This window comes from Carnobacterium sp. 1290_CSPC, from assembly GCF_001053265.1.
GTDB lineage: Bacteria > Bacillota > Bacilli > Lactobacillales > Aerococcaceae > Aerococcus > Aerococcus urinaeequi.
In genome coordinates this window covers 1-19,201 of record NZ_JVVG01000064.1, presented here as the reverse complement: position 1 = coordinate 19,201, position 19,201 = coordinate 1, and the positions used below count along the sequence as shown (strand labels likewise).

Annotated in this window: 16 protein-coding genes; 9 read left to right on the top strand and 7 right to left on the bottom strand. The window is 40.5% G+C overall.

Annotated elements, in window-relative coordinates; all coding sequences use genetic code 11:
• Nucleotides 1–16: 16 nt before the first annotated feature.
• Nucleotides 17–1,654: a peptide ABC transporter substrate-binding protein gene (locus tag AC973_RS05595; RefSeq protein ID WP_048728368.1), complete on the bottom strand. Its 1,638-nt coding sequence runs from the start codon at nucleotides 1,652–1,654 to the stop codon at nucleotides 17–19.
• A gap of 332 nt (nucleotides 1,655–1,986) precedes the next feature.
• On the bottom strand, nucleotides 1,987–2,853 hold the full coding sequence (locus AC973_RS05590; protein WP_048728365.1) for a prephenate dehydrogenase: 867 nt from the start codon (nucleotides 2,851–2,853) through the stop codon (nucleotides 1,987–1,989).
• 687 nt (nucleotides 2,854–3,540) lie between these two features.
• On the opposite strand from AC973_RS05590, the gene galE reads away from it, so the two are divergent.
• The 3 genes from galE to AC973_RS05575 all read left to right on the top strand — a co-directional run bounded on the left by galE (nucleotide 3,541) and on the right by AC973_RS05575 (nucleotide 6,166).
• Nucleotides 3,541–4,557, top strand: coding sequence for a UDP-glucose 4-epimerase GalE (gene galE / locus AC973_RS05585; RefSeq protein WP_048728362.1), 1,017 nt, complete (start codon nucleotides 3,541–3,543; stop codon nucleotides 4,555–4,557).
• A 531-nt stretch (nucleotides 4,558–5,088) separates the two neighbouring features.
• Nucleotides 5,089–5,730 carry a LysM peptidoglycan-binding domain-containing protein gene (locus AC973_RS05580; protein ID WP_048728358.1) on the top strand — a complete coding sequence of 214 codons (642 nt, stop codon included), beginning with the start codon at nucleotides 5,089–5,091 and terminating at the stop codon, nucleotides 5,728–5,730.
• A 181-nt stretch (nucleotides 5,731–5,911) separates the two neighbouring features.
• Nucleotides 5,912–6,166: a helix-turn-helix domain-containing protein gene (locus AC973_RS05575; protein ID WP_003141237.1), complete on the top strand. Its 255-nt coding sequence runs from the start codon at nucleotides 5,912–5,914 to the stop codon at nucleotides 6,164–6,166.
• A gap of 567 nt (nucleotides 6,167–6,733) precedes the next feature.
• Here AC973_RS05575 and AC973_RS05570 read toward each other — a convergent pair.
• On the bottom strand, nucleotides 6,734–6,982 hold the full coding sequence (locus tag AC973_RS05570) for a DUF2922 domain-containing protein (protein WP_048728356.1): 249 nt from the start codon (nucleotides 6,980–6,982) through the stop codon (nucleotides 6,734–6,736).
• Between the two features lie 49 nt (nucleotides 6,983–7,031).
• On the bottom strand, nucleotides 7,032–7,229 hold the full coding sequence (locus tag AC973_RS05565; protein WP_048728354.1) for a hypothetical protein: 198 nt from the start codon (nucleotides 7,227–7,229) through the stop codon (nucleotides 7,032–7,034).
• Nucleotides 7,230–7,395: 166 nt separating this feature from the next.
• On the opposite strand from AC973_RS05565, the gene recX reads away from it, so the two are divergent.
• Both recX and mutY read left to right on the top strand, forming a co-directional pair.
• Nucleotides 7,396–8,553, top strand: coding sequence for a recombination regulator RecX (gene recX / locus AC973_RS05560; protein WP_048728351.1), 1,158 nt, complete (start codon nucleotides 7,396–7,398; stop codon nucleotides 8,551–8,553).
• A gap of 60 nt (nucleotides 8,554–8,613) precedes the next feature.
• Complete coding sequence (mutY, locus tag AC973_RS05555) at nucleotides 8,614–9,852, top strand: A/G-specific adenine glycosylase (protein WP_048728348.1); 1,239 nt, start codon at nucleotides 8,614–8,616, stop codon at nucleotides 9,850–9,852.
• A 175-nt stretch (nucleotides 9,853–10,027) separates the two neighbouring features.
• On the opposite strand, the gene AC973_RS05550 is transcribed toward mutY, so the two are convergent.
• On the bottom strand, nucleotides 10,028–10,570 hold the full coding sequence (locus AC973_RS05550) for a nucleoside tri-diphosphate phosphatase (RefSeq protein ID WP_003141245.1): 543 nt from the start codon (nucleotides 10,568–10,570) through the stop codon (nucleotides 10,028–10,030).
• A gap of 190 nt (nucleotides 10,571–10,760) precedes the next feature.
• On the opposite strand from AC973_RS05550, the gene AC973_RS05545 reads away from it, so the two are divergent.
• On the top strand, nucleotides 10,761–12,044 hold the full coding sequence (locus AC973_RS05545; protein WP_048728345.1) for a hypothetical protein: 1,284 nt from the start codon (nucleotides 10,761–10,763) through the stop codon (nucleotides 12,042–12,044).
• A gap of 220 nt (nucleotides 12,045–12,264) precedes the next feature.
• The gene (gene pulA / locus AC973_RS05540; protein ID WP_048728342.1) at nucleotides 12,265–14,253 is read left to right on the top strand and encodes a type I pullulanase; all 1,989 of its coding nucleotides are present in this window, start codon (nucleotides 12,265–12,267) and stop codon (nucleotides 14,251–14,253) included.
• A gap of 407 nt (nucleotides 14,254–14,660) precedes the next feature.
• Here pulA and AC973_RS05535 read toward each other — a convergent pair whose 3' ends face one another.
• Together AC973_RS05535 and proC are read right to left on the bottom strand one after the other, a co-directional pair.
• The gene (locus AC973_RS05535) at nucleotides 14,661–15,752 is read right to left on the bottom strand and encodes an FUSC family protein (RefSeq protein ID WP_048728339.1); all 1,092 of its coding nucleotides are present in this window, start codon (nucleotides 15,750–15,752) and stop codon (nucleotides 14,661–14,663) included.
• 120 nt (nucleotides 15,753–15,872) lie between these two features.
• Nucleotides 15,873–16,682 carry a pyrroline-5-carboxylate reductase gene (gene proC, locus AC973_RS05530; protein WP_048728337.1) on the bottom strand — a complete coding sequence of 270 codons (810 nt, stop codon included), beginning with the start codon at nucleotides 16,680–16,682 and terminating at the stop codon, nucleotides 15,873–15,875.
• A 156-nt stretch (nucleotides 16,683–16,838) separates the two neighbouring features.
• Here proC and AC973_RS05525 point away from each other — a divergent pair, with 156 nt between their 5' ends.
• Entirely contained in the window at nucleotides 16,839–17,651 is an 813-nt protein-coding gene (locus AC973_RS05525; RefSeq protein WP_048728334.1) for a DUF1189 family protein, read from the top strand.
• A 117-nt stretch (nucleotides 17,652–17,768) separates the two neighbouring features.
• On the top strand, nucleotides 17,769–18,713 hold the full coding sequence (locus tag AC973_RS05520; protein WP_048728331.1) for an aldo/keto reductase: 945 nt from the start codon (nucleotides 17,769–17,771) through the stop codon (nucleotides 18,711–18,713).
• The last annotated feature ends 488 nt before the right edge of the window (nucleotides 18,714–19,201 follow it).

Here is a 19,201-nt window from a genome sequence, read left to right as displayed (position 1 = left end):
TTTATAGAGATACTTCTTATTCAGCAACATTGTAAGTAGCCGCACGGTAGTATTGGGCAACCCCATTTGGTTGATTGATAACATTATCTAAGTTTGGATCAATTAAATTAGCATATGCTCCTTGGTAGATTGGGCTGACTGCTGCAGCGTCTTCTACTAGGTATTTTTCAGCGGCTAGGAAGTTGTCCCAACGTGCTGCTGGGTCAAGGGCGTTAGTTGTTTTGCCTTCGGTCATTAATTCATCGTAAGTAGCGTCTGAGAAGTCACCTGATGATAGTGATGAACCTGTTACAAAGTAATCAAGGAAGGCAGTTGGATCGGCGTAAGACGGGTTATAGGTACCGTATACGATATCAAATTCTCCAGTTCCAGTGATTGCTTGACGAGATTTTAAAGGTACGTTTCGAACAGTTACGGTTAAACCAGGTAGGTTGGTTTGAAGTTGGGCTTGTAAGTATTCTGAAGTTGCTTTAGATGTGTCTGTATCAGAAGTTAACAATTCAATTTCAACTGTGTCTGTACCTAATTCTTCTAAGGCTAAGGCCCATTCTTCTTGGGCAGCTTCTAAATCAAAGGTCATTAGATCACCGTTTTCTTCACGGAAGTCGATGCCTGATTCTGGGTCAGAACCGAATTCTGATGGGATCCAGCCACCTGCTGCTTGTGAACCGTCGTCAAGGATAGCGTCAACAAAGGCTTCTTTATCATAAGCTTGGCTGATGGCGCGACGGAAGTGGACGTTATTCGTTGGGCTTGATTGGGAGTTGAATTCCATGTAACCAATCATCCCTTTAGGTTCAATGTGTAAGACGTCAGAGTCTTGGTATTCTTGAACGTAAGGAGTAGTAATTTCAGTGTATTGGAGTTCGCCACCTTCAAACAAGTTTACGTTTGTTGAGTTTTCTTTAGACATTACCCAGTCGATTTGGTCTAAATCAACATTGTCAGCGTCCCAGTACTCATCGTTTTTCGTTAATGTCCATTCAATTTCTGTTGAATTCCAGTCGCTCACTTCAAATGGTCCGTTGTACACGGCATTTTCTGAAGAAGTTCCGTAGTCAGAACCCAGTTCAGTTGCTACGTTATGGTTGACTGGTAGATAGTAAGGCGTCGCAAGTAGGTCAGTGAAGTAAGTAGTTGGTGACGCAAGAGTGATCTCCAATGTTTTATCATCGATGGCTTTAACGCCTAGCGTATCCGGTTCAGCTTCACCGTTTGCGATAGCTTCCGCGTTTTTGATGACGTAGAATTTATTGGCATTTCCACCAATGGTTTCAGGTGTGACTGTTTTTTGGTAGGTATAAACGAAGTCTTGTGCAGTTACCGGGTCACCATTTGACCAGTCTGCATCGTCACGGATGGTGAAGGTATAAGTTAAACCGTCTTCTGAAACGGTTGGCTCCTCAGCTGCAACCCCTAATTCGTTACTACCCTTATCAGCGGGGCGGTATAAACCTTCCATTACGTTAGAAATGGTGTTTTGACTTGGAGAATCCGTTGAAGAAATACTATCAAGTGACGCCAGTTCGCCGTTCACCGTCACCTTGATGCTTTTAGCTGCTTCCTCATTATCCGCCGTTGTGCCACCATTCCCACATGCCGCAAGCACCAATGACAATGCCGTTAATGAGAGAATACCCAATTTTTTCTTCATAAATCTCAACCTCTTTTCAATTTAGTATAGTTATCCCAATCATTATAACTTATCATTTGTGAAAAAAGGAATATATTGCCTAGAATCTGACTTACCAAAATACGGTCATGGTTGATATGAAAAAATCAAGGTGCGAGATCCGACGTATTTCCTAGCCGTTGTTAGATAGAAAAAGAGACGCGAACACATCACGTCTCTGGATAATAAATAGTAATCTTTAAAGAGGGTAAGTCGACTTTTACACCCTCTTGTCGGGTTCAAACTAAGTTGCATTACACTTTGTGTGATACGGCCTTAGTTTTCCAACATTGTTGAGCTTAGCGGTTTCGCTCTTACCCTCGTCTTTTCCTTTCATCCATTTCGGCTTCTAGTTTCAAGCGATTAGCTGTTGAATGTCTGAACAATTCTTTTAATTGCTCGCGGTCGTCGGTTCGAATGGCGTCTTTGATCAGGTTTAACTGGGCTTCAAAGTCTTGAATCGATTGTAAGAGGTAATGCTTATTATCGATAAAAAGTTCGCTCCAAAGGTCTTCGTTGATTTTGGCGATACGGGTTAATTCTGGGTATGAGTCACCTGTGAATTTACCGGTTTCGCGTTCTTCATGGTCTGAATTCATCAATGAAATCGCAATGGCATGTGGCAGTTGCGAGGTGAATGAAATCATTTGATCATGGAAGCTAGCTGAAACGCGGTTGATTTTACCAAAACCAATCTCAGTGGCTAGGGATTCTATTTTGCCCAAAGTATCTTCATTATTGGCTTCAGTTGGCGTGATCAGGAAGTTAGCGCCTTGAAATACCGACCCTTGTGCGTAGGCAATCCCTCGGTTCTCACGACCTGCCATAGGGTGGGTGTAGACAACTTCAATATTGTCCGGTAATACGGTCGCCAGCTCGGCCATAAAGTTTTCTTTCGTTCCCGTTGTATCCATTAAGACGCTACCATCTTTAAAGAAGTCGCGGTTAGCTGCAATAAATTGCACAGCTGTTTTCGGGTACAAGGCCATAATGGTCAGGTCCACTTGTCCTAAGATGTTTTCACCAGTTAGAAAACCTTTCTTAATCAAGCCCATTTCAACTGCGGTATCAAGCGTTTCTTGGTTACTATCAATCCCGTAGATGTCATGATAACCTGCAGTTTGTAACGCCTCCGCAAACGAACCACCAATTACACCTAATCCTAATATCCCAATCTTCATCTCGATACTCCTAACTGTTCTCTCATATTTTATTATTCCATGATAACATGTAGCCTCCTATAATTGTTAGGTTTTCTCTGAAAAATTCGGGTAGACTATTGCATTATTTAAAAATATTTATTGATTTGGCAAAATGGCTGACCACTTTTTAAACTAGATTATCTTGAATTATTGACACAGAAAAAGCCAATACAGTTGGATGCATTGGGAGTCATAAATAATTTGAGATGAACACGTACGCGACATATCTACTCTGTATATAGTATTGCCTTTTCTATCACTTAAGGTCAAACAATCTTTTAGTAACTTTTTTCCTCGCATATTTTTTGTTGAGTTGATTTAGACGCTGATCAAAGCATAAAAAAATCCAGTGTTCAAAAAAATTGTCATTTTTGTACATTGGAATTGAATTCCTTGTGAGGTCTTTTTCTAAGACAATACAATCATAAATGGTAGTAGGATTTTTGGTAATAGGAATTTGATGAAGCTTGATAATGTAATTTTATTTAATTATATATTGCAAATATTGCCATTTTCCCTAAGTCACTTTTAAGGAGGGAAAAACATTTTTTCAAAATTTATCAGATTGTTAATATTCTCCTTTTTATCGACTATGATACAATAGACTTAAGTATATAAATGTCATAAGCAATCTGCTGAATATTGCATGATCAAAGGAGAATTAAGATGGCTATTCTAGTTACAGGTGGTACTGGTTATATCGGTTCCCACACAACAATTGAATTAATCCAAGCCGGCTATGATGTCGTGATCGTGGATGATTACTCAAACAGTAAACCAGTCGTTTTAGAACGAATTGAAGAAATTTCTGGTGTGCGTCCACGCTTCTATGAAGCAAACGTATTGGACAAAGAGGCATTAACCCATATCTTTGAAGTAGAAAATATTGAAGCAGTGATTCATTTCGCAGCCTTCAAAGCAGTTGGTGAATCAGTTGCCAAACCAATTAAATACTACGACAACAACCTAGGTGGATTAGTATCAGTTCTTGAAGTGATGCAAGAGTTTAATGTCAATAAAATTGTATTCTCTTCATCTGCCACTGTATACGGTATGGACAACGAGTCACCGTTAACAGAAGACCTACCAACAAGCGCAACAAACCCATACGGTTATACCAAAGTCATGAACGAACAAATCCTTCGTGACCTAGCAGTAGCTGACGACACATGGTCAGTCATGATTTTACGTTACTTCAACCCAATCGGTGCCCACGAATCAGGCCTAATTGGTGAAGACCCAACAGATATTCCAAACAACCTAATGCCTTATATCACTCAAGTAGCCATCGGTAAACGCGACCACTTATCTGTATTTGGTAGCGACTATCCAACCCATGACGGTACAGGTGTCCGCGACTACATCCACGTCGTTGACCTAGCCAAGGGGCACGTGGCCGCAATCAAACACGCACTTGACCACCAAGGCGTTGAAACAGTTAACTTAGGAACAGGGATTGGCTACTCAGTCCTAGACCTTGTCAACACATTTGTAGCGCAAAACGGCGTAGAGGTCCCATACGAGCTAGTAGACCGACGTCCTGGTGACGTCGCCGCCAACTACGCAGACGCTACATATGCCAAAACATTATTGTCTTGGACAGCGGAACATGATCTAGCTGATATGTGCCGTGACTCATGGAAATGGCAATCAAACAATCCAAACGGTTACGACCAAGACTAAAAAAATATGAGTTAAAATGAGGCCCACCGTGAAAATCGTTTGTCTTTTAAATTGGCCAGGGGAACGACTCAACGCCTTGCAGTCGAGTTCGCTTCTGACACATAGGCAACACTATGTCACTACGTTCCAAGGGTTGCTCTATCGACCAGATGAAGTCAACTTCAGCTTATGACCGAGTCAGTGCTTTAGCACCTACTCGGTTAAATGTGTTAGAACTAGTTTGCACCACACTTTGTGTGCTACGGCACAAGTCTTCCAGTGTTGTTGAGCTGAGCGGTCTCGCTCACACCCTGTTTTTTTGTAACACAACTGCAATCTAGGGGTAATCTATAAGTTAAATTATATGGGTATTCTGTGTTATAATATGAGGGAAATGCTTTGGATTATGGCGCGCTTATATTTTGAATATGCGCATTATAGTTGGGATAACTTAATTTTAAGCGTATACGATATGTGGTAAAAGGTATGTAGAATGTTGAATTCTTGTACATTTGGCCACATAATTTCTTTTTACAAGGTGGGGGAAATACTATGCCAGCATGGCTAGGTGAATTTATAGAAAAGTGGCAGGCACAATCTCGATCAACGCAATTTACGGTTGTGGGTGTTGTGATAGCTGCTATCGTGTTGATGATTATTCCGTGGAGAGCGTCTGCTGAAGAGGGCAATCCTTTAGGTGTACAAGTGGATTCACAGCCATTGAGCGGTTCAGATTATTATTCGGCTGAGCCATTAACTGTGAGTGGTAATGGAACTGGTGTATCTTTAGGGGACTCAAGTGTCGAAACTAGTGAATCGTCAGTGGTTGCATCATCTGTTGAATTAACTAAAAATGCAGACTACAGTACAGATTTAGCAAGTTTAACAGCAGAATATGAAGCAAACTCAGCATCATTAGCGCAGTCAAGATCGAATGATCCATCTTATACAGCGCCGAATGTTTCATCTAGTTCATCGGCTTCTTCAAGTGCTAGCTCATCATCTTCTTCAACAGCAGATGCTAGCTCTAGCTCAAGTAGTGAAATGCCGTCAGCTGGAACATATACAGTTCAATCAGGTGACAATGCTTATCGAATTGCAACTAACAATGGTTTAACATTAGATGAATTCTTAGCAATGAACGGTAAAACTGAGGCTTCTGTAACCCCTGGTGAAGTAGTTCGTATACAATAAGTAAATTTTATGTAAATTTATTTCGTTAAAAACATTAACAATTGAGCGGATTCACTAGCAATTATAGAGAAAAAGTTGTATCATTATATAGGTGTTTTTTCAAATAAGTCAGATTTATAAGCGATTTATAACTAATATCGAATAATTTATAGTACAATATATATAAGTAAGGAGGCTGAACATGGAAGAATTAAAAATTGCGAATGCACAGCCACGCGAAGCGGCTCGTCAAAAAGCAACACAAAATGCAGCAGAGATCCTTTTAGAAATTCGTAGCAAACGTGGCATTTCTCAAGCGCGGCTAGCTGAAATCTCTGGCCGTAAACAAAGTTACATTTCACGTGTAGAATCAAGACAACAAAACATTTCATTAGCAACGTTACAAGAAATCGTTGACGCTGTTGGCGGAAACCTAGTTGTTAAAGTTGAATTATAATCTTGTCTGATTAATAGAATAACTTAGAAAAGTCGTATTCGTTTGTGGCCCTGAAGTTCCACGAACGAATGCGGCTGTTTTTATATCCAAAATTTATTTTTTTGAATGTGTGATTAGCTTAGATCGCTCAATCACATAGATTTTTTTGTATCTTCAATTTCAAGTAATTAATATTTAGCCAATTTGGTTTATATAAGTAAAGCTTTTATGCTGGTCATCAGTTTACTTGAGAATAATAGTATTGATAACTTTGAGTTCAAAAATCACCTGTGGTTAACAATTAAGGACAACTCTATTAGTAGGATGCAAACTTGGATAAATAGTAAATGTTAGCAATTTATTAGCACGATTTTGTTATAGCCATAGGTGGGAGCTTTCCTAGCATGACTGAGCAGTGAAAAAGAGAGGCTGACCCATAAGCTGGCGGTGCGACAAAAGTTGTTCAGAGATGAACGTTGGAGCAAGAGCTGAACAAAAATAGAATATCAAAGAAATTATTCAATAAAAATTAGCGTATAAAAAAGAGACTTGGACAAATTGCCCAAGCCTCGTGTTATTGCGGTGTGATTATGCTTCTACTGGTTCTGTTGTGTAAATATCTTGAACTTGACGGTTAACATAGCGTCCTGAAACAGCTGAGTGGAAGATTTTGTAACCTTCTTCGTTCAAAAAAGCGTCTGAAGCGATAAAAGCACTTAAGGCTGCTTCTACAGTTGCAGCATCTAAGTTTGCTTTAGGATTTTTAATAGTAACAGTACGTGTTTTGTTGTTAGCAGTTTTAAACTTTAATTCGAATACATTTGTTTCTTCAATCATAAGAATCCTCCTTTGGGACAATAGGGACATGTAAATGGCTTATTAGTGACTAGGCAACAGTGTAGCGTTCAACTGCTTCGGCACCTGTAAAGGCGTCTTCGATTAAGTCAGAAAGTGCAAGTGCTAAAGCATTTACTTTATCTGTATCTGGGTTTTCAATTAAACCATTTAAAGTAATGCGTGTTTCTTTATCCGTTTCCACGTTCAAGTAAGTTAATTCTAATTTGGCAGCTTCAAAGTTTTTCATAGGTATTCCCTCCAAGTTTTGTTTGTGTAAGCCCTCCGGATGACTTACACAAATAAGAACGACCTCAAGGAGAAAAGTGACAAGAGAATAGCGGAAATTGTTGCCAAAACTTTTACTGTGCTAAAATATATAGCATATACAAGGATTTTTGAGGAGGGAAGCGTGCATGACTGGAAAAAAACGAGGCCCCATGAAGCTGTCTGACATTGGTAATACAAAGCAATCGTCAAAAGCAGCGGTCGATAAAAAAAGCAAGCAAGACTCTTATACAAGGGAAAAACATTCAGATAATGGCCTTAGTGGAGGGGGACAATCCCCTAGTTACCAGAAAAAAGCAAGGGTTAAACAAACGCCCCGTCATCAAACATCAGCGAATATTGAAGATTCTGCTTCAACTGCCGATAATTTAGCCTCTGATTTACTAGCCAAAGCTGAAGGGTTGCGAGCTCAAAAAGCGAACCCCCTTTTTCAAGAGGGGGAATTACCGGCAGAAACTCCGGAAGATGAGGTGGTTGCTGGGGAAATCACTTTGATTGAGGTTCAGAAAAAGAATAAGAAGCGATTCAATGTCTATATTAAGGGTCAATTCGCTTTTGGGGTCAGTGAGAATACTTTGGTCAAGTTTGCCTTGCATAAGGGACAGGTGTTGGATAAGGATTTTATTGCGGATATCCAGCGAATTGATAAGGAAGATTATGCCTACCAGCTTGCGGTCCGGTTTTTGAGCCACCAGTTACGGTCTGAAAAGGAAGTTCGGGCTAAGTTAACTGAGGAGGAAATTGAGCCTGAGGTGATGGAGAAGGCGGTTGCTAAATTGAAAGAGGTCAAGCTGATCGATGACACTATGTTCGGTCAGGCCTATACGCGTACGGCTATGAATATCAATAAAAAAGGACCGAATGTGATTGCTCGGGAGTTGAAAAATAAGGGGCTTGGGCAAGATGAAATTGAACAGTCCATGAATGAATATGACCGGGATACTGAGGTTGAAAATGCTTATGCGATTGCGGAAAAATATTTTCACAAGCAGTTGCGAAAAGCGTCGCACCGAAATGCTAGTCAAAAGACCAAACAATACTTGGTGCAAAAGGGATTTGACAGTGATTTGATTCAAGAGTTGATGCAGCAACTGGCTGATCATTACCATGATGAGGACCAGGAATTGGCTGTCTTACAGAAAGACTTGGAAAAATATATGCGCCGGTATAAGAAACTTTCGGGCCGAGAATTGACCTTTAAAGTGAAAGGGATGCTCTACAATAAGGGGTATCCGTCAGAATTAATTAATCAAGCGCTTGAGATTTACGAGGAAGAAAATGAGTAAATGCTATAATAGGTAAATACGAGAAATACATATAACAGAAATAGAGGAGCAAGCATAGTAGTGACTGAAGTAAATCAAGATATCGACCTGTCTTTATATATGAATGAGTCGGCTATCCAAGACTTGGGGCCGGTAATTGAAGGTGTTCAAGTTTGGGGACCAGTTACCAACCAGGACTTTAGAAAGACTTTTCTAGACTGGTATGACAAGGAAAGTCGCCGTCTACCTTGGCGGGAATCTACGGACCCATACCGGATTTGGGTGTCAGAAATTATGTTGCAACAAACTCGGGTAGATACCGTGATTGGCTATTACGCCCGCTTTCTGTCTGCTTTTCCGACCATCAAAGCTTTAGCGGAAGCAGAAGAGGACCAATTGTTGAAAGTTTGGGAAGGCTTGGGTTACTACTCAAGAGTCCGCAATATGCAGGCAGCGGCCCAACAAATCATGGCGGACCACGACGGGATTTTTCCAGATAATTTAGCTGACATCAAAAAGTTGAAGGGGATTGGGCCTTATACAGCAGGTGCCATCGGGTCTATCGCCTTTGGTATCCCCGTGCCAGCTATCGACGGCAACGCCATGCGGGTCATTTCTCGCTTGTTTATGATCAATGCAGACATTCAAAAGCCAGCCAACCGGAAGATTTTTGAAGCGGTAGGCCAATATTTAGTGGATCCCGACCGTCCAGGAGACTTCAACCAGGCCATCATGGATCTCGGTTCATCATTTGAAACGCCGAAGAAAGCCATGCCCGAATTGTCGCCTTTGCGCGATTTCACAATGGCAACCCTGACCAGGACCACCGACAACTACCCGGTTAAAAGTAAGAAAGCCAAGGCTAAACCCGTGTATTACCAGGCCCTTATCTTACAAAATGCTAAAGGACAAGTATTGATTGAGAAAAGGACGCAACACAAATTGTTGAATAACTTGTGGACAGTGCCTTTAATCAACTTGGGTACAAGTGCCAATCAAAATCTGCCTGCAAATGAGAAAACAGCCTTTTTACTAGCTGAAACTCAGGAAGCTTATGGCATTTCGCCTATATTCATGCGTAAAGAAATCGGCCAAGTCAAACATGTCTTCACCCATTTGATTTGGCATATCCTATTAACCTACGGGCAATTAAAGCCTGTGGACGAAAAGAAAATCAACGATATGGTAACCTCTGGCGAGGCGGATTATGCCTGGGTAGCGCCCCATCAATTTGAAGATTATGCCTTTCCAACTGTGCAAATGAAAGTCTGGCAAGCTTATGAAGATTATCAAAAAGACAATCACCACAATATTAAATAATCAAAAAACAAATGGCTACGACTTTTGCTGTCGTAGCCATTTGTTTAAATTGTCGTGAATATTCAGGATGGATGAAGTCTTATAGGTGTTGGTCCAGGGCCCACACCGCTTGCTTAAAATCACATCACTTTTATTTCACCACAGTCTTTATCTACATATGGTCTATTACTATGATTTATTTTTTGCGTTTGTGACTTAACTGACAATAGCGTTCGTACCAAATATCTACATACTCTTTAGAAAAAGGCCCTTTTTCCTCATTAATCCAACGTACAAGTTCCTGAACGTTATCTTTTAAAATAGCATCGATATCAGACGAGTACCCCATCAACTGACGGTGGTCTTTATATTCATCTACGTCTAACAACTTCCGCTTACCATCAGGAAAAATCTTGATATCTAAATCATAATCGATATACTTCAAGGCTTCATCATCCAATACGTAAGGGGATGCTAAATTACAATAATAAGATATGCCGTTCGGACGAATCATTGTAATAATATTGAACCAATAGTGCTTATGGAAATATAGTAGGGCGGGTTCTCTAGTCACCCATCGTCTACCGTCAAAATCAACAACCAAGGTATGGTCATTGCAAGCAATGATACTTTGGTCACTTGTTTTTAAAACCATAGAATCTCGCCAAGTGCGATGTAAGGAACCATCGTGCTTGTAGCTTTTGACTGTGATGAATTCACCTTCTTTAGGGTTTCTCATCACCAAACCTACTTTCTACACCTAGCTAGGTTGTAACATAAAATATTATATCATAATGAAAATTGAAAAAGTAGGCTAATTGCCTACTCACATATTCTTAAAAAAACCTAAAAGATTTAATTCAGTTTGGCTTAATTTTGTTATATGATAGAATAAACAATGGGAAAAGTTTGTATAAAGGAGCTCAAGCATGAATAGAAAATCAAATAGTAACCAAATGGTCTTGACAGCAGTCTTTATTGTCATTTCATTGGTATTAGTGGGAGGTAGCTATTTTGTTTATCGCTCACGCCAACAAAATATGTTAGCGGACCAAGCCAGCACATTTTCCTCAATGTCTGTAGATATGAACCAAACAGCACCATCAACACCAGAAGAATATAATGCAGAAGATATGGTGCAAGCATTTACGGACAACCGCGGGGAAACAACAGCGCTTCATTACTTATACTACCTGCAAAGTGTAGAACAAGTGCCGACCATCTCAATTGCCCGTACCCAAGCAGACCAAGAAGCTTGGACAACAACTATCAGTGACCGTTTAAATGAAATTGGCTTTGACGACACAAGTGTTAACTCAGTTGACTGGACAGAAATTACTTCCGCCGATGCAGTTGAACAATACTCTAGTAACTTAACTGAAGCCAACCCACAATTACTGATTATCCCAACTTTCGTAGAAGAAGATTATGAAGCTGAAATCTCTGAAGAAGACCATTTAGCGAATATTGAAGAATTATTCAATACTATTCGTATGGACTTGCCTTCTGCCTTAATCGTCTTTGCGCAATACCCAGCTTCAAGTCAAGAAATGTCTGAAGACGAAGACTACGTAACTTATAACGACAACACTTTATCAGCTATGCAAGAAGCAGGCTACAATGTTTATGATGTCAACACTGCTTACAGCGAAGCACGTGATAACTCAGAAAGCTTAAACCTTGAAAATAGCTTTACAGATGAAGGTTTCTCTGAAGAAGCGAGTCAATTAATGGCTAACACTTTAATGGCCCAAATTGAAGATACGCAAATCAATGCCACTGATGGTTATGACGGTGCAAATGAAGACGTTGCTGAAATGCAAGCGGAACTAGATGCTCAAGCAGAATCAGAATCGATCGCAGCGGAAGAACAAGCATCATTAGATGCAGAAGCTGAATCAATTGCAGCAGAAGAACAAGCATCAATCGATGCTGAAAATGCTTCTATTGCCGAATCAGAATCAATCGCCGAATCAGAATCAATCGCAGCGGAAGAATCGGCGGCAGCTGAAGCAGCATATATTTCAGAATCAATTGCAGCAGAAGATGCGGCGGCTGAAGAAGATTACTACTACTCTGAACCAGAACCTGATTACGGTTGGTCTGAGTCGAGTGAATCATCAAGTGAATCATCAAGTGAAGCAACTGATACATCTCAAGAGAGTGTTATTGAAGAAGAATCTACTTCAGATGAAACATCTGTTTCAGAATAATCAATTCAGCATGATTTAAAGTAATACAACAAGATAAAACACCTTAAAAGGGCACCCACATTCACTGATATAACCAAAAAATGGTGATATTGTACTGAATGGACGGGAATTCACCTTCTAGGGTGTTTTTTTGTAGTCTTTTAGTAGAAAAGTCGATAAAATAAAGATGATAAACTTAATGTAAATCAGACATTTTTCGAGCTGAAGAAAAGAGGCAATTATGGCAAAAGATATTGCAACTATCCAAGAGATTTTTGATTTAATTGAAACGGCAGATCCTGAATTAATTAGTCTGCGCATGCGCGAAACCATGGAGTCGGATGCTTTTGATAAGGCTTATTACTATGACGGATTTCTCGGCTACTCTTACTCAAAAACCAGTACGCTCTTACGTATTTGGACCCCAACAGCGATTGATGTTGAATTACTCTTATACAAATCTGACACGTCTGACGAATATGAAGCTATCCAGATGGAAGAAGAACTAGAAACCGGTACCTACGCCGTTCGGTTAGAAGGTGATTACAAAAATGTTCCTTATATGTACCGGATTTTCTTCCCTAATTCAACCGTTGAAATCACCCAAGACCCGTACTCACGAGCCGTTACCGTTAATGGCGCCCGGTCTGTCATTGTCGATTTAGATGAAGGTTACCCGGATGACTGGGAAGATGACAAACGCCCACCGTTTGCTAACGCACGTGATGCCATCATCTATGAAGCGAGCGTCCGGGACCTCACCTCCAATATCAATTCCGGTGTACCCAAGGAAAAACGCGGTAAATTTGCTGGCCTTGCGCTAAGTGGCACTAAATCAGCCAACGAATTTGCCACGGCCCTAGATTATATTGCTGATCTAGGGATTACCCACTTGCAGTTAATGCCAATGGCTGATTTTGTAACGGTAGATGAATTGTCTGATCGACCAGATAATTACAACTGGGGCTATGACCCCATGCATTACAATGTGCCAGAGGGTTCCTACTCAATGTCGCCAAGAGATCCAGTAGCCAGATTGAAAGAAATGCGGGAAATGGTCCAAGCCTTGCATGCCAAAGGACTTCGCGTCGTGATGGACGTTGTCTACAACCATGTCTATGAACATGAACGTCATCCGCTTGGTTTAACTGTTCCTTACTACTATTTCCGCTACAACAAAAATGGCGACTTATCGAATGGGTCAGGTGTAGGAAATGAGACGGATTCAACTCGTTTGATGTTCCGCCGTTACATGATTGAATCCATTACTTACTGGGCTGAAGAATTCCATATTGATGGTTTCCGCTTCGATTTAATGGGGCTTCACGACATTGAAACCCTGAATTTGATCCGCGAGGCCCTGGATAAGATTGATCCATCCATTTTAATGTACGGTGAAGGTTGGGACTTAGAAACTCTTTTATCTTCTGACAAAAAGGCTATCCTTCGTAATGCTTATAAAACCCCTCATATTTCTTACTTTAATGACCAACTCCGCGATCAAGTACGTGGATCGGACTACGGGGATGCAACGGATCCAGGTTTTATCACGGGTAAATTTATGACAGAACAAGCCGTCCTTGCATCATTCTTAGGTGGGGGTAACTTGTCAAAGCGTGATGCCAACGTGACCCAAGCCCAACAACTAATCCAATATATTGAAGTGCATGATAACTATACTTTACGGGATAAAATTGCCTTGTCTCACGGCGAAGAACCAGTCAGACTGCGTAAAAGACGACAACTATTAGGAAATTCGATTATCGCCTTGTCAGCCGGTATTCCGTTCTTTCATTCTGGTCAAGAATTCTTCCGGACTAAGCATGGGGTAAGGGATTCCTATAACTCAGGTGACGAAATCAACTGCATGGACTGGGATTTAATGGCTTCAAATTATGATGCAGTTAACTACTTTAAGGGGTTATTGGCATTGCGGAAGAAATACCCATTCTTTACAGAGAAAAACCAGCAAACATTTTTTGAAAATGTAACCGTGATTAAGTCAGACTACCAAATCATAGGCGTGCATTACCACGGCTTAGGTCATGAATTAGTAGTGATTTTTAACGGCCAATTGAATGATGTAAAAGTATGGATACCAGACGGTGGCTGGCGACCAATTGCCCGCGATAACAAAATGGTTGGCGATGCCTTTGCGGATTTAATCAAAGGTAATGCGGATGTTAAGGTATCAGTTCTTTCTACCTTGATTTTAGAAAGAGTGGAATAATAGCTAATTTTAAAAAGAAGACTTCGGCTTCCACGTTATCTTATCATTGTCTTAAAATTAAGATGTGATCCAGGGCATTGAGACAGGAGACACTGGAATAATAATGCCGTGGCACACAATGTGTGTCGCAAGTTATTTTGAAATGGACACTTGTTTGCCTTGAAAACTCGACTAGCAGTGGGGACTAGAAATCAGCCAAAGTCTGATTTCTAGTCTGAAGATTCAGTCTGAGGGAGCGAGCTCCCACTGACTGCTATACTTCAGCGCATCCTTAGTAGGGTTCTTATTGCTCAAAAGGATATTATGACCACGAAATTAACTGCACATTCAAAAAAAGGAGGGGTTGAGACTATTGTCTCAACCCCTCCTTTTAAAATGGCCCATATTTTGTTTTGATGACATGTGAGTTATTCGATGCCTTCTAGTGAGTCTGCTTGGTATTCGTCTTCGTCATGGTGGATTCTATATGAACGAATCAGGGTGTTTAGTTTAATTAATGACTCTTCGTAAGATACCAATTGGCCGGTGATTAACATTAAGGCGTTTGATCGCTCGAATTCTTCTTGGGTAGCGGTTTGTTTAATGGCTGCGTATTCGAAGATAGAGTCCATTAAGTCTTGCCGGTACCCTTGGGTTGGTTGGAAGAAATTCACTTCTAAGGGTGAGATTCGACCGTCAAATTTCAAGAAGATTTGTTCGTGAGCTGAACATAGAGTCTCAATCCGTTCGCGGATTTGGATCCGTAGTTCTTCTGGTAATTGGAACATGACATTGGTATGGGTATGTAAGACGGATAATAAGGCCAGTGCTTGTTCTAGTGAAACGATTAAAGCCCGGAAAACAACGAGTTTTCGTTTTAACATGGGTAGTTTTCGTTTAGACCATACGTTCTCATCTTTTAGGAGTGCATATAGGCTGTGACTTTGTGCGATACGATTTTCTGCCCAGGCGATATCTGAGGTTAGGGTAGAGTATTCGCCGTTTTTGCGAAGAATGGCTCTTAAACGCACTAAGATTTCACTAGAGGTTTTATTGACTTCTTCGTATAGAATGGCGTCGTATTTAGGTGGCAAAACAAAGACGTTTACTAATAGGGAAACGGTCACCCCAAGTAATGACTCAACCACACGGGCGATGGCAGAGGTGATAATCATATCTTGGTCGCGCAGCATAATCACAACAAGGGTAATGGTCGCTAAGGAGATAACGTTGGCCATATTAAGCGCCCGCAAAATCCCAATAAAAATCGTCACGGTCACCCCAATAATAATAGGGGAATTACCGAAAAAGTTCACCATGACTACAGCAACGATACCTCCAAGTATCGCCGCCATAACACGGTTGAAGAAGGTATCGATAGATCCTCTAACAGTTTGTTGTAAACCGATGATGGCAGTAAAGGCAGGGATGACAGGTTCAACAAAGGGTAACCAGTCAGCAATTAAAATACTGAGCATTACCCCAAGACCTGTCTTAAACATCCTGGCACCAAGTTTCATTTTTATTCAATCCTTTTTAATGTTCTTCATCATTTTGTAGTATCTCTTCAACTATCCATATTACTAGGCAATGGCCCTGAAAGCTAGCAATAAAAGCAAGTTTTCAGCAATTTACACAAATTATAAACTTTCCGACTTTTCAATACCCGCAATCATCGTTTCGATAATTGTTGAGCGCAGGTTCATTGATTCAGCAGTACGAACTTCTTCAATTGTTGTTCCGCCTGGTGTACAGACCGCATCCTTCAAAGCGCCAGGGTGTAAGTCCGATTCAATCGCCAACTGAGCTGCCCCCTTAACCGCTTGTTTTGCAAAGGCAAAGGCTTGAGGTCTAGTTAATCCTTTTGCCACACCAGCATCCGCCATCGCTTCAATAATCATGAAGACAATAGCTGGACTCGAACCTGCAATCCCTGTAAAGGCGTCCAACTGGTTCTCGGTCAACTGTTCCGCTGACCCAAAAGTATGGAGAATTTGCATAATTAACTCCTTATCCACTGTCGACAAGTTTTCATTATAGACAACACCGGAAATTCCTTCCCCAACTTGCGCTGGAATATTAGGCATCACCCGAGCGAATTTCGCAGAATCCCCTAGCTGTACAGCCGCGTCAGCCAAACTGTAGCCCGTCGCAACCGAAATCACAATCGTCTCCGCAGTGAGTGTTGGTTTGATTTCATCCACCACATCCTTGATTAAATAAGGTTTTACCGCAAGGACAACCACGTCCGCTCCCTTAGCCGTCTCCTTATTATCTGTCAAAATGGCGAAACCATACTTAGCTGAGTCCGCTTCAGCTTTTTCAGGGTTAGCCCGTGAACCAGCAATCAGTTGGTTATCAATCTCGTCCGATTGTACCAAGCCGTTTAAAATCGCTGTTCCCATATTGCCTAGTCCGATAATGGCAATCTTTTTATCTATTTGTTTCATATACTGTGCCTTCCTTCTTTAACTGAAAATTTTGTACATTAGAATACTTTCATTTTAGCATAAGTTCCGCCACTACACGACAAAGTAAAAGCTTGCCTAGTTAAAGCCAAGTTCAGTTATAATAGAGTCACCACTAAAAAGGAGCGATTCATTTAAATGTTTCCAATACACTATGTGAAAGACATGTTCAGTCCAGCTAATATCTTCTACCACCGTCACCTAATGACCTGGTGGAAGTCAATCCTTGTAATGGTTGTTTGGTCGATTATCATGACCTGGCCCTTTGCCAGAAGTTTCGAGCCCGTTGAAGACGGGACAGTTAATAATGCCTTTGAAGAATTACAGACCATTATCCCAGAAGAAACAGTCAGCGAATTATCGAATTTTACCTATGACAATGGCGCCTTTCAATCAGACCAGTCGGACATCGTTATTGACGGTGTCCAATTACAAGTAGTCATTTTCCCCAGTGCGGATAATTTAGACGGCTACTTAAAGGGGAATGACAAGTCACTCTTGATCCTGTCAGACCAATTCGTTTATCAAACAGACCAAGATACGCGCTATACAGCTAATCTACCATTAGACTTGAATGACTATATGACTGATAATGCGACTTTTATCGAAAGTTTACGGGTCAGCTATCAAACGGAAGTGAATACCCAAAGTAAGCAGATCCTGGTCATGACCCGTCAGCTGACCATCTTTATTCTTGGTTTAGGGGGCTTAATGATTATTGTTTCACGGTTGAATATTTTACAAAAAAACAAATTCCATGACTTATTCTCCTTCCAATACTGTTTAGGCATGGTCGCAACCGCCATGGGATTACCTGCAATTATCGCTATTATTGTCGGCTTTTATACCACAAGTGTCAGTGTGATGATCCCCATCTTATGGGTTGGAACGATTATCATGCTCTGCCTATCCTACCGACAAACAAAATTTATCCGAACAGACACCATTTAAGTCTGGGACCAGATATTTCGATGGAACAGATGCTTTTGTTTCCATTTGACCAGAAAACAAGTATAATTTTACCAGTAACAAGAAAACGTTTTCTTAAACTGAATCGGAGGTAAATATATGAAACATATCTCATTAGGGCAAAATGGTTTAACAGCACCCAATCTAGCAGTAGGTTGTATGCGGATTGAAGGTAAATCAGTAGAAGAAGTCCAAGACTTAATCCAACAATCCTATGACGCAGGTTTAACCTTCTTCGACCACGCAGACATTTACGCAAGAGAAAGAGGTGGGGCGGAAAAATTATTCGGCCAAGCCTTTGCTGGCTTAGACATCCCAAGAGAAAATATCATTCTGCAATCTAAAGTAGGGATTTACCTTCCAGGTACCTATAACAACAATGAACAAAACTTCTTCGACTTATCAAAAGAACATATCTTACACTCAGTAGATGAATCTTTAGAGAGACTACAAACAGACTATCTAGATATTCTACTATTACACCGTAACGATGCTCTATGGGAACCAGAAGAAATTGCGAAAGCCTTCGATATATTGGAAACGAGCGGTAAAGTTCGCCACTTCGGTGTAAGTAATCATACGCCAATTCAAGTTGATCTATTGAAGAAATATGTCAAACAAGATTTAGTTGCTAACCAAATCCAATTATCTCCAGCCCACACACTGGCGCTTGATTATGGTTTCAGTGTAAATACCAAAGCTGACGAAGGGGTGAACCGTGGTGGGGAACTAATCGATTATGCAAGGCTGCACGATATGACAATCCAAGCGTGGTCACCAATTCAAGGAGAAAATGGGGTAATATTCAGCGATCCTTCCTATAAAGGCTTGAATGATAAGCTAAGCGAAATCGGGGGTCGTTATGGTCTAGACAATGAAGCTGCAGCTATTGCATGGTTACTCAGAATTCCAGGGAATACTCAAGTTGTCTTAGGAACTACCAATATCGACCGGATTTTAAATTATGCCAAAGCGAGCGATATTCAATTTACCCGTCAAGAATGGTATGAAATCTATCAGAGTGCAGGAAATAGACTGCCGTAAAATGCATAAAATAATAAAAGAACGCAAATCTATCAAGGGTTGGCGTTCTTTTATTATTTGAATAAACAATTTTTTTGGATTTTTATTTAATTTGCGCTTGTATAGAAATAGAATACTTGCTATAATTCTTGTTACGGAAATAGTTCTGAGAGGGACATTTCGAGCAAATATTTTTGAAAAATACTTATTGACATTCTGATTTATATCATGGTATTGTTAAGTAGTTGTCGGGAGCGCTATTTTAGCTCTCAAAACAAACAAAAATATTTCTTAAATTACTTGTTGACAAGACGTCAACTAGTAAGGTAAGATAGCCAAGTCGCTTCATTAAGGAAACAAGTATTCAACAAAGTGTTGAAAAACTTTTTAAAAGTTTCCCTTGACAATTCTTGAATGAAGATGATATGATATACGAGTTGCTGCAAGGTGACGAAATAGACCTTTGAAAACTGAACAAAGAAGACAAACCAAAAATTGTGTATGGAATC

Bases quoted from the DNA above. Each gene is read 5' to 3' on its own strand.
- AC973_RS05595 (WP_048728368.1), bottom strand. From the start codon at position 1,654: ATGAAGAAAAAATTGGGTATTCTCTCATTAACGGCATTGTCATTGGTG.
- AC973_RS05590 (WP_048728365.1), bottom strand. From the start codon at position 2,853: ATGAAGATTGGGATATTAGGATTAGGTGTAATTGGTGGTTCGTTTGCG.
- galE (WP_048728362.1), top strand. From the start codon at position 3,541: ATGGCTATTCTAGTTACAGGTGGTACTGGTTATATCGGTTCCCACACA.
- AC973_RS05580 (WP_048728358.1), top strand. From the start codon at position 5,089: ATGCCAGCATGGCTAGGTGAATTTATAGAAAAGTGGCAGGCACAATCT.
- AC973_RS05575 (WP_003141237.1), top strand. From the start codon at position 5,912: ATGGAAGAATTAAAAATTGCGAATGCACAGCCACGCGAAGCGGCTCGT.
- AC973_RS05570 (WP_048728356.1), bottom strand. From the start codon at position 6,982: ATGATTGAAGAAACAAATGTATTCGAATTAAAGTTTAAAACTGCTAAC.
- AC973_RS05565 (WP_048728354.1), bottom strand. From the start codon at position 7,229: ATGAAAAACTTTGAAGCTGCCAAATTAGAATTAACTTACTTGAACGTG.
- recX (WP_048728351.1), top strand. From the start codon at position 7,396: ATGACTGGAAAAAAACGAGGCCCCATGAAGCTGTCTGACATTGGTAAT.
- AC973_RS05550 (WP_003141245.1), bottom strand. From the start codon at position 10,570: ATGAGAAACCCTAAAGAAGGTGAATTCATCACAGTCAAAAGCTACAAG.
- AC973_RS05545 (WP_048728345.1), top strand. From the start codon at position 10,761: ATGAATAGAAAATCAAATAGTAACCAAATGGTCTTGACAGCAGTCTTT.
- pulA (WP_048728342.1), top strand. From the start codon at position 12,265: ATGGCAAAAGATATTGCAACTATCCAAGAGATTTTTGATTTAATTGAA.
- AC973_RS05535 (WP_048728339.1), bottom strand. From the start codon at position 15,752: ATGAAACTTGGTGCCAGGATGTTTAAGACAGGTCTTGGGGTAATGCTC.
- proC (WP_048728337.1), bottom strand. From the start codon at position 16,682: ATGAAACAAATAGATAAAAAGATTGCCATTATCGGACTAGGCAATATG.
- AC973_RS05525 (WP_048728334.1), top strand. From the start codon at position 16,839: ATGTTTCCAATACACTATGTGAAAGACATGTTCAGTCCAGCTAATATC.
- AC973_RS05520 (WP_048728331.1), top strand. From the start codon at position 17,769: ATGAAACATATCTCATTAGGGCAAAATGGTTTAACAGCACCCAATCTA.